The sequence below is a fragment of the Streptococcus sp. OMI870 genome, assembly GCF_047460295.1.
Lineage (GTDB): Bacteria > Bacillota > Bacilli > Lactobacillales > Streptococcaceae > Streptococcus.
The window spans coordinates 82,587-98,009 of record NZ_JASHGM010000001.1; the positions used below are offsets into that span (position 1 = coordinate 82,587).

18 protein-coding genes are annotated in these 15,423 nt (G+C 41.9%); 15 read left to right on the forward strand and 3 right to left on the reverse strand.

Features of this window, described 5'->3' with window-relative positions:
* The first annotated feature begins 4 nt into the window (after positions 1-4).
* From QM968_RS00430 to QM968_RS00440, 3 genes are all read left to right on the forward strand, one after another.
* Positions 5-928, forward strand: a complete 924-nt coding sequence (locus tag QM968_RS00430; RefSeq protein ID WP_009731124.1) for an aspartate carbamoyltransferase catalytic subunit — start codon at positions 5-7, stop codon at positions 926-928.
* A 124-nt stretch (positions 929-1,052) separates the two neighbouring features.
* Positions 1,053-2,144 carry a carbamoyl phosphate synthase small subunit gene (locus QM968_RS00435; protein ID WP_414381319.1) on the forward strand — a complete coding sequence of 364 codons (1,092 nt, stop codon included), beginning with the start codon at positions 1,053-1,055 and terminating at the stop codon, positions 2,142-2,144.
* Positions 2,141-3,880, forward strand: coding sequence for an ATP-grasp domain-containing protein (locus QM968_RS00440; protein WP_037613872.1), 1,740 nt, complete (start codon positions 2,141-2,143; stop codon positions 3,878-3,880). Before QM968_RS00435 ends, QM968_RS00440 begins: the two co-directional genes overlap by 4 nt.
* A gap of 36 nt (positions 3,881-3,916) precedes the next feature.
* Here the strand turns inward: QM968_RS00440 and pepT are convergent, their stop codons facing one another.
* The 3 genes from pepT to QM968_RS00455 are packed head-to-tail and all read right to left on the reverse strand — an operon-like array spanning position 3,917 to position 6,713.
* Positions 3,917-5,137, reverse strand: coding sequence for a peptidase T (gene pepT, locus QM968_RS00445; RefSeq protein ID WP_414381322.1), 1,221 nt, complete (start codon positions 5,135-5,137; stop codon positions 3,917-3,919).
* 2 nt (positions 5,138-5,139) lie between these two features.
* On the reverse strand, positions 5,140-5,961 hold the full coding sequence (locus QM968_RS00450) for a Cof-type HAD-IIB family hydrolase (protein WP_414381325.1): 822 nt from the start codon (positions 5,959-5,961) through the stop codon (positions 5,140-5,142).
* Positions 5,958-6,713, reverse strand: coding sequence for a LexA family transcriptional regulator (locus tag QM968_RS00455; RefSeq protein ID WP_414381328.1), 756 nt, complete (start codon positions 6,711-6,713; stop codon positions 5,958-5,960). Before QM968_RS00455 ends, QM968_RS00450 begins: the two co-directional genes overlap by 4 nt.
* Positions 6,714-6,908: 195 nt before the next feature.
* Here QM968_RS00455 and QM968_RS00460 point away from each other — a divergent pair, with 195 nt between their 5' ends.
* The 12 genes from QM968_RS00460 to trmD all read left to right on the forward strand — a co-directional run bounded on the left by QM968_RS00460 (position 6,909) and on the right by trmD (position 15,168).
* Positions 6,909-7,346 (forward strand): GNAT family N-acetyltransferase, encoded by a 438-nt coding sequence (locus QM968_RS00460; protein WP_414381331.1) that lies wholly within the window; start codon positions 6,909-6,911, stop codon positions 7,344-7,346.
* A gap of 66 nt (positions 7,347-7,412) precedes the next feature.
* Positions 7,413-9,239 (forward strand): translation elongation factor 4, encoded by a 1,827-nt coding sequence (gene lepA, locus QM968_RS00465; protein WP_009731117.1) that lies wholly within the window; start codon positions 7,413-7,415, stop codon positions 9,237-9,239.
* Between the two features lie 162 nt (positions 9,240-9,401).
* Positions 9,402-10,046 carry a hypothetical protein gene (locus QM968_RS00470; RefSeq protein ID WP_009731116.1) on the forward strand — a complete coding sequence of 215 codons (645 nt, stop codon included), beginning with the start codon at positions 9,402-9,404 and terminating at the stop codon, positions 10,044-10,046.
* A 113-nt stretch (positions 10,047-10,159) separates the two neighbouring features.
* The gene (locus QM968_RS00475) at positions 10,160-10,804 is read left to right on the forward strand and encodes a hypothetical protein (RefSeq protein ID WP_009731115.1); all 645 of its coding nucleotides are present in this window, start codon (positions 10,160-10,162) and stop codon (positions 10,802-10,804) included.
* 84 nt (positions 10,805-10,888) lie between these two features.
* Complete coding sequence (locus QM968_RS00480) at positions 10,889-11,383, forward strand: YkgJ family cysteine cluster protein (protein WP_009731114.1); 495 nt, start codon at positions 10,889-10,891, stop codon at positions 11,381-11,383.
* Positions 11,383-12,069, forward strand: a complete 687-nt coding sequence (locus tag QM968_RS00485) for a YjjG family noncanonical pyrimidine nucleotidase (RefSeq protein ID WP_009731113.1) — start codon at positions 11,383-11,385, stop codon at positions 12,067-12,069. The genes QM968_RS00480 and QM968_RS00485 overlap by 1 nt, the downstream gene beginning before the upstream one ends.
* A 50-nt stretch (positions 12,070-12,119) precedes the next feature.
* Positions 12,120-12,860, forward strand: a complete 741-nt coding sequence (locus QM968_RS00490; RefSeq protein ID WP_414381336.1) for a hypothetical protein — start codon at positions 12,120-12,122, stop codon at positions 12,858-12,860.
* A 123-nt stretch (positions 12,861-12,983) separates the two neighbouring features.
* Positions 12,984-13,256, forward strand: coding sequence for a 30S ribosomal protein S16 (gene rpsP, locus QM968_RS00495; protein ID WP_006596292.1), 273 nt, complete (start codon positions 12,984-12,986; stop codon positions 13,254-13,256).
* 19 nt (positions 13,257-13,275) lie between these two features.
* Positions 13,276-13,515 carry an RNA-binding protein KphA gene (gene kphA / locus QM968_RS00500; RefSeq protein WP_009731111.1) on the forward strand — a complete coding sequence of 80 codons (240 nt, stop codon included), beginning with the start codon at positions 13,276-13,278 and terminating at the stop codon, positions 13,513-13,515.
* A gap of 42 nt (positions 13,516-13,557) precedes the next feature.
* Positions 13,558-13,890 (forward strand): MazG nucleotide pyrophosphohydrolase domain-containing protein, encoded by a 333-nt coding sequence (locus QM968_RS00505; protein WP_009731110.1) that lies wholly within the window; start codon positions 13,558-13,560, stop codon positions 13,888-13,890.
* A gap of 53 nt (positions 13,891-13,943) precedes the next feature.
* Positions 13,944-14,462 carry a ribosome maturation factor RimM gene (gene rimM, locus QM968_RS00510; protein WP_009731109.1) on the forward strand — a complete coding sequence of 173 codons (519 nt, stop codon included), beginning with the start codon at positions 13,944-13,946 and terminating at the stop codon, positions 14,460-14,462.
* Positions 14,452-15,168, forward strand: a complete 717-nt coding sequence (gene trmD, locus QM968_RS00515) for a tRNA (guanosine(37)-N1)-methyltransferase TrmD (protein ID WP_009731108.1) — start codon at positions 14,452-14,454, stop codon at positions 15,166-15,168. Before rimM ends, trmD begins: the two co-directional genes overlap by 11 nt.
* The last annotated feature ends 255 nt before the right edge of the window (positions 15,169-15,423 follow it).

Below are 15,423 nucleotides of genomic sequence, written 5' to 3' on the forward strand. Positions count from 1 at the left end.
CATCATGTCTGAAAATCAAATCGCTCTTAAAAACCTTGTCTCAATGGAAACTCTTACCAACGAAGAAGTAATGGCTTTGATCAAGCGTGGGATTGAGTTCAAAAACGGAGCTAAAGTAGCCTACGAAGACCAACATATCGTCTCAAACCTTTTCTTTGAATCTTCAACTCGTACCCATAAAGCCTTTGAAGTAGCAGAGTTGAAATTGGGATGTGATCTCCTTGACTTTGATGTGAAGACAAGCTCTGTAAACAAAGGGGAAACACTCTACGATACCATCTTGACCATGTCTGCTCTTGGAGTTGATGTCTGTGTCATCCGTCACCCTGAAGTGGACTACTACAAAGAATTAGTGGAAAGTCCAACCATTACAGCTTCAATTGTCAATGGTGGGGATGGTTCAGGTCAGCATCCAAGCCAAAGCTTGCTAGATTTGATGACCATCTATCAAGAATTTGGTCACTTTGATGGCTTGAAAGTTTGTATCGCTGGAGATTTGGACCACTCACGTGTGGCAAAATCTAACATGCAAATCTTGAAACGTTTAGGAGCAACGCTTTACTTCGCTGGTCCAGACGAATGGAGAAGTGAAGAATTTGAAGAGTATGGAACCTTTGTCACTATCGATGAAGTGATTGAAGAAGTAGATGTGATGATGTTCTTGCGTGTGCAGCACGAACGTCATGATTACGAATCACTCTTCTCTAAAGAAAACTACCACCGTCTTCATGGTTTGACACAAGAACGTTATGACCGTATGAAAGATACTGCGATCTTGATGCACCCAGCACCAGTCAACCGTGACGTTGAAATTGCGGACCACTTGGTAGAAGCTCCTAAATCACGCATCGTAGAACAAATGACCAATGGTGTCTTTGTCCGTATGGCTATCATTGAAGCCGTCCTTAAAGGTCGCGAAGCAAAATAAGATAACTGATAATCCATTGAAAGGAAAGAAAGAGGACAGAGTAGATCGCTACATGGAATCTGACTTTCCTTTTTTTGAGGAACTGTGATAAAATTGGATTAGTGTAAAAGAAGGGAGGGGTTCGATGAAACGATTATTGGTCCTAGAGGATGGGACTGTATTTGAAGGAGAAGCCTTTGGTGCAGATCTATATGTGACTGGAGAGTTGGTCTTTACCACAGCCATGACAGGTTATCAAGAATTGCTCACGGATCAGGCTTTTAGTGGCCAGATTCTCTCCTTTACCTTCCCGGTTATTGGCGCAGCAGGGATCAATCGGGATGATTCTGAATCCATTACACCCACTTGTTTAGCAGTAGTGGTTCAGCATTTGGTGGAGATGCCGAGCAATTGGCGGCAGCAGATGACCTTGGATGAGTTCTTAAAGCGAAAAAAAATCCCAGGTATTGTAGGGATTAATACCCGCCAGGTTGCAAAAATTGTCCGCAAGTATGGACGGATGAAAGCGACTGTGATTAACAAGGGGGATTCGATCGAGCATATCTTGGATCAGTTGCGAGCGACAGTCCTTCCAAAAGACAAAGTACGTCAAGTCTCGACCAAAACAGCCTATGCTGTACCTGGTTTTGGAAAGAGTATTGCCTTGATTGATCTAGGGGTCAAGCACTCTGTCTTACGCCAGCTGAGTCAAAGGGACTGTAATGTGACAGTTTATCCCTATGATATCTCTTATTTTGAGCTGATGGAGCAACAACCAGATGGGGTTATTTTATCCAGTGGGCCAGGCGATCCCCATCAGGTAAAGAAACTCTGCCGCTTGATCAAAAAAATAAATGGTCAAATTCCGATCTGGGGCATGGGCTTGGGAGCACAGGTGTTAGCTCAAGCTTATGGAGCAGAACTAGCCCCTATGGAAGTTGGTCACTTCGGATTGAATATTCCTGTTCGTGAAATAGCAACAGGAAAAATTGAGTTGACCAGCCAAAATCACTTGTATAGTATAGCGAGGGACAGTCTGCCCCATGATTTATTGGTCACACATGAAAATGTCAATGACCATAGTATTGAAGCTTTTCGTCATCGTTACCAACCAATTTTAGGGGTCCAATTCCAAGTAGATGCTAGTCCAGGTCCAAGAGAAAATCTCTATTTTTACGATGAATTTTTAGAGTTGATTGATGCCAAAATTCACGAAAGTAGAAGGGAGAAGGAATGATGAAACAAAACCAGAAATTGCTTCTCCTGTGTGGAGATTCTTATCAGGATATTAGCCTCTTGGCTGCGGTAAATGAAGCACAAAAACTCAATGCCAAGGATGGGAATGCTCTTGTCCTTTACTTGGGCGAAGAAAATGCTATCACCCAAGAAGCTGCAGATATAGTTGTAGTTAGTAAGCTCAAGCTGGATGCTCTTAGGACGACTCTTCTTTCTTATACTGGATCTCGCTTGCTCTTAGCTTTCGCGGACAAACAGATTTTGAATCTCTTGTTTCGTTTGGAAGAAACTGGATTTTTCAAAGATGCATCGATCATGATTGTCGGACCAAGCCTCCAACGCTACCGTAGCTTTTATCAGCAGGCAGATCAACGACGTCTCTTTCAAGAGCTGGGCTATCAGGTACCGGCTTCGGCACTGGTGAGCTCAGTTCGAGAAGCTATCGAGTTTTCTGAAGGCATTCAATTTCCTATTATGATCTGGCCCGTAGCGAGTAAGCAAGGGCAAGGGCGAAAGATTGCTCATAATCTGGATGATCTGTGCGAAGCTGTAGAAATGGGACTTTCGGTTTCTCCAAGTCAGCAGTGTTTGCTGGAGTTTTCGACCTATGGCTTTAAGGAACTGGATTTTGTAGTCATGCGGGATCGTGAAGACAATCACTACTTGGCGGCCTCTATTGAAAGCATTGATCCTGTCGGGATCCACTCCAGTGACTCTTACCAATTCATGCCAGCGATCACTCTGACTGACCGGGAGTTTCAAAATCTTCGTGAAGCTGCTATTCATATCTGTCGGTATCTGAAGTTGACAGGAGCCATCTCCATTAAGTTTGCCTTGGATCCGATGAGCTATGCCTTCTACATCTTAGAGGTTAATCCATTTGCTTCAGATAGTATCTCGATGGCCTCTATGGGATTGGGCTATTCCTTGTTTGAGCAAGGCGTGCAGCTACAATTTGGGCGCTCTCTCGAGCATTTGCCTCACCCCTTATTACAGGATCTAAAGGCCGTCTATGAACCGAGTTTGGACTATATATTCTTTAAGATCCCGATTTTTTCAGATACTGCACAGAATGCTCGTCTCAATACCCAAATTCACTCTTATGGGGCAGTTTATGGATTTGGAAAGAGGATCGATGAAGCTTACCAACAGGCCTTAGAAACCATTAAAGATAAAAAACTGCTGACTGTCTTTCCTGAAGAAATGAGCGATGATGAATTAATTCAGAAAATTGCTCGTCATATGCCCCATCGGCTCTTCTATATCTTAGAGGCTCTGAAACGTGGTTTTGAGTTTGAGGAACTCTTGGATTTAAGTAAATTATCCCCTATTTATTTGCAGGTCTTGGCCAATCTTGTAGCGATGGAAAAAGCAGCAGAAGTTGCAACAAGCCCAGCCTTTCTTCCGGTTGAGCCATCAGCTGGCTTATATGAGGTCAAAGCAGGAGCAGCCTATTATCTGACCCAAAATGGGACCAATGAATCATTCGGTTTGGATGCTGCGTGTGTCTTGGTGGATGATCTAGAAATTCGGGACCCGAGTTTTTACCAAAAGGTACGAAAGAAGGGACAAGAGTTAAAAGAAAAAGGACAACAGGTGATCTTAGTCACCAATCGTCCTTTTACAGAATCTTTGGCAGATAAAGTCTATTATCTTCCTATCAATGAGACAAGCCTTAACTTAATTCAGTCCATTGATCAGGTAAAAGATATTGTCAAGCTTTCTAACCTACAATAAAGGATCCGGACAATCTATCCGAATCCTTTTTGTTTCTTATTTTTTGGTCACAATACCGATAATGGTATCAACAGCGCGTTCCATGGTTTGGAGGCTAACGTATTCAAAGCGACCGTGCATATTTTCTCCACCGGCAAAGATGTTTGGTGTAGGAATTCCCATAAAGGAAATTTTAGACCCATCTGTACCACCGCGGATCGGTTCAATGATTGGAGTGATGCCAAGATCTTCCATGACTTCCTTAGCAAGGGTAATCGGCGTCATATCTTTTTCAATCACTTGCTTCATGTTGTAGTACTGATCTTTGAGGGTGAGGAGAACGCGTTCGCTACCGAGTTCTGCATTCATCTGATCCGCAATAGATGTCATGAGGTCTTTGCGTTTCTCAAAGCTTTCAGTTTCAAAGTCCCGAATGATGTAACTGGCACTTGCTTCCTCAACAGTTCCTTCAATGTTCATCAAGTGGTAGAAGCCTTCATAGCCTTCGGTTAATTCAGGACGTGCTCCTTCAGGTAGTTTGTTATGGAAATCAATGGCCAATTGAAGGGCATTGATCATTTGACCTTTGGCTGTACCTGGGTGGACATTGCGTCCTTTGAAGGTGATTTCAGCTCCAGCTGCTGAGAAGGTTTCGTATTGAAGCTCCCCAAGGGGACCGCCATCAACCGTATAGGCGAAGTCTACATCAAAATCTTCTGCATCAAATTGATCTGCTCCGACGCCGATTTCTTCATCTGGACCAAAGCCGACACGGATCTCTCCGTGTTTGATTTCAGGATGCGCTGTCAGATATTCGATAGCCGTCATAATTTCAGCTATACCAGATTTATCATCTGCTCCCAGAAGAGTAGTACCGTCCGTCGTGATCAAGGTTTGTCCCTTGTAGTTGTTCAAATGAGCAAAATCAGCTGGATCCAGTGTGAAACCAGAATCCCCTAGAGCAATGACACCCCCATCATAATTCTCAACGATTTGTGGATTGACATTTTCTGCATTGAAGTCAGCGGTGTCCATGTGAGAGATAAATCCAATCTTGCGTGTAAAGCTTGGATCATTAGCTGGAAGTGTCCCAATGGCATAGCCGTTTGGTAGGTAGTAGACATTTTGAAGACCCACGCGTTTCATCTCAGGAATCAAGACCTTGGTTGCAAAATCAACTTGTGATTGGGTACTTGGAGTGGTTGTAGAGTTTTCGTCTGAACGTGTGTTGACCTTTACATAGGTAATAAAACGGTCCAACAGATTTGCGTATTTCATAATCATTCTCCTTTTTCAGTTTCAATTAATTTGTGAATAGCATAGGCTACGCCATCCTCATCATTGGTCAGGGTGATGAAGTCAGCTATTTCCTTGACAGCAGCATTGCCATTTCCCATAGCGACGCTATAGCCAGCAAAACGAAGCATTTCAAGATCATTATTGGCATCTCCAAGAGCCATAACCTGGTCTCGACTGTAGCCTAATGTTTGGCTCAATGCTTGAAGAGCAGATGCCTTGCTCGCACCTTTTGGAAGGATTTCAAATAAGATATCCTGTGAACGAACAGTGTTAAAATCGGTTTCTAACGCAGCCTCGTGCTGAGATTGGAAGGCATCAATAGCAGAAGGATCTCCTACGTACATGGCTTGAAAAATAGGAACAAGGTTGGGCAGATCCTCTTCTGAGACAGGTGTCGGTTTACTATTAACAATGCCCGCATCCATCGTAACCAGTTCACTGGCTTCAGGTGCGACCACTAAGTAGTGATCCATGTCAAATAAGGTCAGCTGGATGTCAGTATCTTCCGTCAATACTTGCAACTGGTGCATATCCTCAAGGCTTAATTCTTCCTTACCAATGATTTCCCAATTCTGAGTAGACAAGGTTGTACAGCCGTTATTGATAATCATATAGTAGTTGCCATCCGGAAGGCCAATCTCTTCAAAAATAGGACGGACACCCGCTAAGGGACGTCCCGTACAGATCACAATATCATAGCCTGCTTCATGGGCTTTATGAAGAGCTTCGATATTGCCTTTAGACAGTGACTTATCTTCATGCAAGAGAGTTCCGTCCAAGTCAATCGCGATTAATTGAATCATTTGATCTCCTCCAAATTGAGAGGAACAAAGCCATCTATAACCTTACCAATCACACCAGGTTCCTCATCCAGTGGAATGATCTGATCACTATATTTCTTATTGAGGGAAACGAGTCGTACCCCGTTGGCCTCACGAAAGACACGTTTGATCAAAGTTTGCCCATCAAAATCAATGGCATAAATAGCCCCTGCCTGATCGTAGTAGGTTTGCTTGATTAGCACAACAGCTCCCTTTTCATATTTGGGCTCAAGGGAGTCCGTATGAATCCAAAAAGCCAAATCGTAAGGAATCTTTTGATCAAACCAAACGATATCAGCTTGCTTCTGATTTTGATATGCTGCAAAAGAATCATAGACAGAATAAGAGTGGTATTGCTTTTCAATTTTCTGTCTTTCTTTTTGATGGGTCAAGAGACTCTTTCCATAAGAAAGAAGATTTTCTTGATTTCCTTCATCGAGCTGTTTATACAATCGTTCGATCTCTGAATCAATGACCACAAAATCATTGCGCAATCGAGGGTCAATTTCAGAAACGGCTACCTGGAAAAAGGCTGCAATCTTCTCTAAATTTTCAGGAACGGGAAGAGAAGTTCCTTTTACATATCCAGTCAAGGTACTGGCAGGGATTCCAGTAATACGAGATAATTCGATCTGTTTTTTCCCTTGTTCTTTCAGTAATTCTCTGATTTTTTCCGATATAATCCGTAATGCCTCTTTGTCTTGAGGGCTTGCTTTTCCACGACCTCTGGCCAACGTACTCACCTCCTTGTATTTACCTTTTCTATTATAATGAATTAAATCGAAAAAGTAAATAGAAATCACCGATAAATGCGAAAAAAGATGAATTCGATATAAATCAGATTTTTAATTGAAATTTTATTTGCATTTCCTTTACTTTTTGAGGGAAAAGTTCTAATATGAAAGCAGATAATTCATGGAGGTTGGAGTATGATTCGTACTGTTCAAGTCAAAGATGCAGGTCAAATTAGAGATTTATGTCACCAAGCATTGGGGTATGATTCTACCCTTGAGAAAGTGGCGGCTCAGATCGAAAAATTCAATCTGCCAGACTCGGGTCACTTTTGCTTTGTTTATGAAGAGGAGCAAACAGGTAATATTCTTGGTTATGTCGAAGCAGTAGCCTATGAGAGTGTATATAGCGATTCGGGTTTAAATGTTTTAGGACTTGCTGTTTTTCCTTCTGCTCAAGGACGTGGGATTGGTCGCCAATTGATGGAGCGCGTTGAAGAATTTGCCAAAAGCAGCCATTATGCTTTTATTCGTTTAAATTCTGCATCTCATCGAAAAGAAGCCCATGTTTTTTACGAACGAATAGGCTATGAGGGAAATAAAACGCAGAAGCGATTTTTGAAAATAATGGATTAAGATAGGCAAAGGCCTATCTTTTTTGTTATAATGAAGAGTACGATTAATTTTACTAGGAAGATGATTATGCCAAATTTTGAAGAATTAAAGAAACGACAAGAGAAGATTCGGAACTTCTCGATCATCGCCCATATTGACCACGGAAAGTCAACCTTGGCCGATCGAATCTTAGAAAAAACCGAAACCGTGTCTAGTCGGGAGATGCAAGCCCAACTCCTAGATAGCATGGACCTGGAACGGGAACGTGGAATCACTATTAAGCTCAATGCCATCGAGTTGAACTACACGGCTAAAGATGGGGAAACCTATATTTTCCACTTGATTGACACTCCGGGACACGTGGACTTTACCTATGAGGTTTCGCGTTCACTTGCTGCCTGTGAGGGTGCCATTCTCGTAGTGGATGCCGCTCAAGGGATTGAAGCCCAGACTCTAGCCAATGTTTACCTTGCTTTGGACAACGATTTGGAGATTCTGCCAGTTATTAACAAAATTGACTTACCAGCTGCAGATCCAGAACGTGTGCGCACAGAAGTAGAAGATGTCATCGGCTTGGATGCCAGTGAAGCAGTCCTAGCTTCTGCCAAGGCTGGTATTGGGATTGAAGAGATTTTGGAGCAGATCGTTGAGAAGGTTCCTGCTCCGACAGGTGATGTTGAAGCGCCACTTCAAGCCTTGATCTTTGATTCCGTCTATGACGCCTATCGTGGGGTTATCCTTCAGGTACGGGTTGTCAACGGGATGGTCAAACCAGGCGATAAGATCCAGCTCATGAGTAATGGAAAAACCTTTGATGTGACTGAGGTTGGGATCTTTACTCCTAAAGCAGTTGGTCGTGATTTCCTTGCGACAGGAGATGTTGGTTATATTGCAGCCTCTATCAAGACCGTTGCAGATACCCGTGTCGGGGACACTGTGACCTTAGCGACCAATCCAGCAAGTGAGCCACTACATGGATACAAGCAGATGAACCCAATGGTCTTTGCAGGTCTCTATCCGATCGAATCCAATAAATACAATGACCTTCGTGAAGCTTTGGAAAAATTGCAATTGAATGACGCTAGTCTTCAATTTGAACCGGAAACTTCTCAAGCTCTTGGGTTTGGTTTCCGTTGTGGTTTCTTGGGACTTCTTCATATGGACGTTATCCAAGAGCGCTTAGAGCGTGAGTTCAATATTGACTTGATCATGACAGCACCGTCTGTTATCTACAAGGTCAATTTGACAGATGGCGAAGCACTAGATGTGTCTAACCCGTCTGAGTTTCCAGATCCAACCAAGATCGCTTCGATCGAAGAACCTTATGTTAAAGCACAAATCATGGTGCCACAAGAGTTTGTCGGAGCTGTCATGGAATTGGCCCAACGCAAACGTGGGGACTTTGTGACCATGGACTACATCGATGAAAATCGGGTTAATGTCATCTATCAAATCCCACTGGCGGAAATTGTCTTTGATTTCTTTGATAAATTGAAATCCTCTACTCGTGGCTATGCTAGCTTTGACTATGAGTTGTCTGAATATCGTCCATCTAAATTGGTTAAGATGGATATTCTCCTCAATGGAGATACCGTCGATGCCCTCAGCTTTATCGTTCACAAGGACTTTGCCTATGAACGTGGGAAGTTGATTGTTGAGAAGCTCAAGAAGATTATCCCTCGTCAACAGTTTGAAGTGCCTATCCAAGCAGCCATCGGTCATAAGATCGTAGCCCGTACAGATATCAAGGCTCTTCGTAAGAACGTCTTGGCCAAGTGTTATGGAGGGGACGTCTCACGGAAACGCAAGCTTCTTGAAAAACAAAAAGCCGGTAAGAAACGGATGAAAGCTATCGGTTCGGTAGAAGTACCGCAGGAAGCCTTCTTGTCAGTTCTGTCAATGGATGAAGAATAAGAAAGAAAGTGCCCCCCTAGAGGGCACTTTTGTTTTATGTTTGATATTAAAAAGAAATGAACGGGATTAGTGGGCTTGGATCAGATGTGACACTTTTCCTATTTTAAAATACCCTCATTCATGGTAGACTAGAAGTAGAAAACGTTCTCAAGGAGGTTGATCATGAAACATAAATTACTAGTCCCATCCCTTACGATTCTTTCTGCCTGCACACTAATGGCCTGTAGTCACACCACTAAAAAAGATACAGCAGTTTCTTCTGCAAAAGAAAGTAGCAGCAAAGTCGAAAAGAAAACAAGCAGTTCTTCATCAAAGGATGCTCCATCTAAAAAGGAAAGCAAGTCAACTCAGGAAACCAAGCGGATTGGAAATGCCGATTATGGATATATCGATATTCCAAGTAAATGGATCAAGTTTACGGATCTTAGTGGGGTTGAGGGGGTCCAATACACAGATGGAAGTGCCTATAACATTGTCACCTTGAACAGCTTTACGCGGGAAAAAGCCAAAGCTCCTGCTGATATCGAGTTTAATGCTGAATTTCTAGCCAAGAAACTGGCCGTTATGTGGCAAGATAACCAGGATGTTGATAAGATGACGGGAGCGCGGACTAAAGTCGCAGGTCTGGACGCTTACCAGCTTCAAATTGTCATGAAATCTGGTCAATACCTGATTACTTGGATCTTCCAGAAGGGTGAAAAAGTTTATACCATTTCTTTTGAAGGGGATGCAGAAACGTTGAAAACCTTTATCCCATACATCGAAGACACTTGGAGTCTGGATGGAACAGGTGCCGTAACGGATTGATGAAGTGAGGCTAGAATCATTTCTAGTCTCTTTATACTATAGAAATCGCACTTTCAAATCCTAAAAAATCATGGTAGACTAGAGGAAAGAAAATTCATCATTGAGGAGAGAATATGAAAAATAAGTTCTTACTCGCGTCTGTTACGTTTTTGTCTGTTGTAAGTCTTTCTGCTTGTACTAGTCCGAAGAAAGTGTCTAAAAAATCATCATTGGATACTAGTTCCACTCATGTGGTGAAAGAGACTACAAAATCAAGTAGCAAGGTAGAGAAAGAAATATCGGATAGTGATAAGGAGGATGTGAAAACTAAACGAATCGGTTCAGCAGATTATGGTTACCTCAATATCCCGAGTGACTGGAAAAAGAATGATAGTATCCAAGTCGGAGATAATATTCAGTATACAGATAAAAACGCCTTCAATATTATTGTTTTAAATGCTGCCAATAGAGAAAAAGCAAATGTCCCCGAAGGAGTGAAATTTAATGCCGAGATGATGGCCCAAAGATTTGAGACTAGGTGGAATGACCCTAAACTTGTTGAGAAAATGATAAAATCTACAACGACCGTTGGAGGAAATGAGTCGCTTAAAATACATATTTTTCTCAAGTCAGGCTTGCAGGTTGCTGGTTGGGTATTCCAAAAAGATGATAAGGTTTATTTGATTGTTGTTGAAGGATTTGAGAAAACAATAACTCAATTTACACCTTATGTCGAAGACACTTGGAGCTTAGACGGAACAGGTGCTGTAACGGATTAATCAAGTGAGATAGATCGCTGGATCTATCTTTTTTCATAGTCTTTGTGGTATAATCTTTCTATTGTTTAGAAGAGGAAATAGAGGATGACACAGGAAATTGACTTAGAAAAATACCATCAGTTAGCGCTCCAAAAGCAAAAGGAGCATCGTAAGGTATTGGCGAATCTGAAAAAGAAGCCACCTAAGAATTTAGATAAAATAGCGCAAGAAATTCACGATGAAGTCTTTCAAGAAATTGATTGTACGGCTTGTGCCAATTGCTGTAAGACCCTAGGACCCGATTTTAAGGAAGCAGATATCACGCGCATCGCCAAGTATTTCAAAATGAAACTGCCTGCTTTTGAGGCGGAATTTCTTCAAGTGGATGAAGATGGCGACAAGGTTTTTAAATCCATGCCATGTCCTTTCTTGGGTGGTGATAATCTCTGTTCTATCTACGATGTTCGTCCGAAAGCCTGTCGGGAATTTCCTCATACAGATCGCAAGAAGATCTACCAGATCAACCATCTGACCATCAAGAATACGCTGACTTGCCCAGCAGCTTATTTATTTGTAGAAAAATTGAAGGATCGTTTGTAATGGCATACACATTTTTACTATTTGACCTAGACCACACCTTGTTAGATTTTGACACAGCGGAGGAAGTGGCTTTAACGCAATTCCTCCAAGATCAGGGGGTTCAAGATATTCAAGCCTTTAAGGATTACTACAAACCCATGAACCAAGGGCTCTGGAAAGATTTGGAGCAAAAGAAGATTAGCAAGAAAGACTTGATTAACAGCCGGTTTGCCATCGCATTTGCTCATTTTGGTAGAGAGGTAGATGGTGAAGAGATGGCCTTGCGCTACCAGGACTACATTAGTCAACAGGGACAGAGTTTTCCAGGAGCAGAAGACTTACTGGCCAAATTAGTAGAAAAAGGTTACCTGCTCTACGGTGCTACCAACGGCGTTACCGCTATTCAGCAAGGGCGTTTAAAGAAATCTGCCATCACCCCTTATTTCAAAGAAATCTTTATCTCTGAACAATTAGGGACTCAAAAACCGGAACCGGCCTTTTACGAAAAGATCGGTAACTTGATCCCAGGATTTGCCAAGGAGCAAGCACTCATGATTGGGGATTCTTTGACGGCGGACATCGCTGGAGGGAATGCTGCGGGGATTGATACTGTCTGGTACAATCCAGATCATAAGGATAATACCAGTCCAGCCGTTCCGACATATGTTGTTTCTGACTATCAAGAACTACTGGCTATCCTTAAGTGAAGATTTATTTTAAACTAGCTCTCAAGCTGGTTTTTTGTTATTATGGAATAATGAATATAATAAAGGGTAACATCAAAAAATGGTTTCTCTATCTGCTTCGTGCATTGTTCACAGGGGTCGCTCTCTTGATTTGTTTTCTCTTTTATTTTACTAATCAAGAAGAAAAAGAAATCCAAGAGCAAATTTCTGGTTTTTATCAGGAAGCGGGATTTAAAGGAGACCTACATTTTAAAGCAGCTGAACTCCATGGGATGTCGACCAAATATGCCTATAGCTATCAAGAAAGGGTTGAGGGAAAGACGGTCCAGTTTGACTTTCCCTATGCGACTCATCTATCAAAAGAAGAAACTGGGAAAAACTATGACACGGCAGGAGAACTGGCTCAACATTACAACAGTTGGTTAGTAGCCCCGTTTTTTGAAAGAGGCTTTACGGAATCTCAAGGGTTTCAACAATTAAAGCAAGAGATAAAAGAGCGATTTCATCAACAAGGCCTCGAGGTAAGTGAGGTTGATCTCAACTTACCAATCCAAAATCCCGATTTTGAAGATCAATTGGCAACAGACTTACTGGCTGCTGAAAAAGCTGGAGAAACAGAACTTCGAGGGATTCTGAACTTGGATTATGCTACCTACCGCCAAATTAAGGGATTTTCCTTTACCATTACAGTGACTTCCCTCGCCAAAGAATTTGAAGGGAAGCACTTGGATGTATCTGGTCTTCCTCCTGGGAACTATGTGATTGAATCGGCTTCCAAAAATGAAGAATCTTATTACTTTGAGATCAATTAAAAAATTTTTAATAGTGTCAAGTTTTTTTCTTGACAGGTCTATGAAATGTGTTATAATAGATCATGTGCTAAATAGCTTGTCTATTTCACCGAAAATTAAAATATAGAAAAGAGACTTATAAAAATGGCAGTTAAAATTCGTTTGACTCGTATGGGTTCTAAGAAAAAACCTTACTACCGTATCAACGTAGCAGATTCACGTTCACCACGTGATGGACGTTTCATCGAAACAGTTGGAACTTACAATCCACTTGTTGAAGAAAACCAAGTAACTTTGAAAGAAGACCGCGTTCTTGCATGGTTGGCTGATGGAGCTCAACCTTCAGATACAGTTCGTAACATCCTTTCAAAAGAAGGTGTTTTGAAGAAATTCCACGATTCTAAATTCTCAAAATAATCATAAAGTAGGTTGATGTATGGATACGATTGAAAATCTTATTATTGCAATTGTGAAACCTTTGATTTCACAACCGGATGCCTTAACCATCAAGATCGAAGATACTCTGGAATTCTTGGAGTACCACCTTGACCTTGATCCTAGCGATGTTGGTCGTGTAATCGGTCGAAAAGGTCGCACCATTTCTGCGATAAGAACGATTGTCTACTCTGTCCCAACTGAAGATAAAAAAGTAAGAATCGTTATTGACGAAAAATAAAAAGGCGGGACTTGGTCCTGTTTTTTATTAGAAGGAGAAGGAATGAAAGAAGTGACCATTCAGCAATTACAAGCCTATTTAAAAGAATATTACAAAGATAGTCGTACGGAAGAAGGTCTGTTTATCAAGCTCGTCGAAGAGGTTGGGGAAGTTGCCGAGGTCTTAAATGGTCGTTCTGGACGAAAAGAAGGGGTTCAGGACTCAAATGAGGAATTGGCCAAAGAACTGGCTGATATCATTCACTATACAGTCGCTATCGCAGCTATCAATGACATCGACCTCACTAAAACCATCTTTGAAAAGGATAAAACAGCAGCTGTCAAATACCAGCACGAGAAGGATTTGGAGCAGTTTCTAGCAGAAAAGAGCATTTGAGAAAATCCCTTGAACGTGATAAAATAGAGTGAATAAACTACACTGGAGAAATCATGAATTATTTTAACGTTGGGAAAATTGTCAATACCCAAGGCTTACAAGGTGAGATGCGGGTCTTGTCTGTGACAGACTTTGCGGAAGAGCGCTTTAAAAAAGGAGCAGAGTTGGCTCTCTTTGATGAAAAGGATCGTTTTGTCCAAACGGTAACCATTGCTAGTCACCGCAAGCACAAGAACTTTGATATCATCAAGTTTAAGGATATGTACCATATCAATGCCATCGAGAAATTCAAAGGCTTTAGCCTCAAGGTTGCGGAAGAAGACTTGACGGATTTGGAGGAAGGCGAGTTTTATTACCATGAGATCATCGGCCTTGATGTATACGAAAATGACCACCTGATCGGTCAGATCAAGGAGATCCTGCAACCAGGTGCCAATGATGTCTGGGTAGTCAAACGAAAAGGCAAACGAGACCTTCTTTTGCCTTATATCCCACCTGTGATCCTCAATATTGATATTCCAGGAAATCGGGTGGATGTAGACATCTTAGAAGGGTTAGACGATGAAGATTGATATTTTAACACTCTTTCCAGAGATGTTTTCGCCTTTGGAGCATTCCATCGTCGGAAAGGCGCGTGAAAAGGGACTTCTCGAGATCAACTACCATAATTTCCGTGAAAACGCGGAGAAGTCACGTCATGTGGATGATGAACCCTATGGTGGCGGGCAAGGCATGCTCTTACGTGCTCAGCCCATCTTCGATGCCTTTGATGCCATCGAAAAAAAGAATCCGCGCGTGATTTTGTTGGATCCTGCTGGTCGGACTTTTGACCAAAGTTACGCAGAAGAATTAGCTCAAGAAGATGAATTGATCTTTATCTGCGGTCACTATGAGGGCTACGATGAGCGGATCAAGACCTTGGTAACGGATGAGATTTCACTGGGGGATTATGTACTGACAGGTGGGGAACTTGCGGCTATGACCATGATTGATGCGACAGTCCGCTTGATTCCAGAAGTGATCGGCAAAGAATCCAGCCACCAGGATGATAGTTTCTCGTCTGGTCTTCTAGAATACCCTCAATACACACGGCCTTATGAATACAGAGGAATGACAGTTCCAGATGTTCTCATGAGTGGACATCATGAAAATATCCGTCAGTGGCGCCTCTATCAGAGTTTGAAAAAGACCTTGGAGCGTCGCCCTGACCTGCTAGAAAACTACGAATTGACAGCAGAAGAAGTGAAGATGTTGGAACAAATTAAACAAGAAGACTAACAGCCTTAGCTATTTTAGATTGAAGACAAAGTCATATAAAAAAACTTTCCTTAGGTGAGTACGGACGTCAGCGAACTTCTTAGAAGTTCCATGACTAATTATTGAGCCTAGGGTCTCAATAATTCCGAGTGCCTGAAACATTATTGTTTCAGGCACTTTTCTCACGGCGGAAAGTTAAGGTATTTTCTTGAATCGATTTAAAAATTGGAACTCATTTTTTTTGCAAAATCGCTTAACTTACTTTACTTAAAAGTA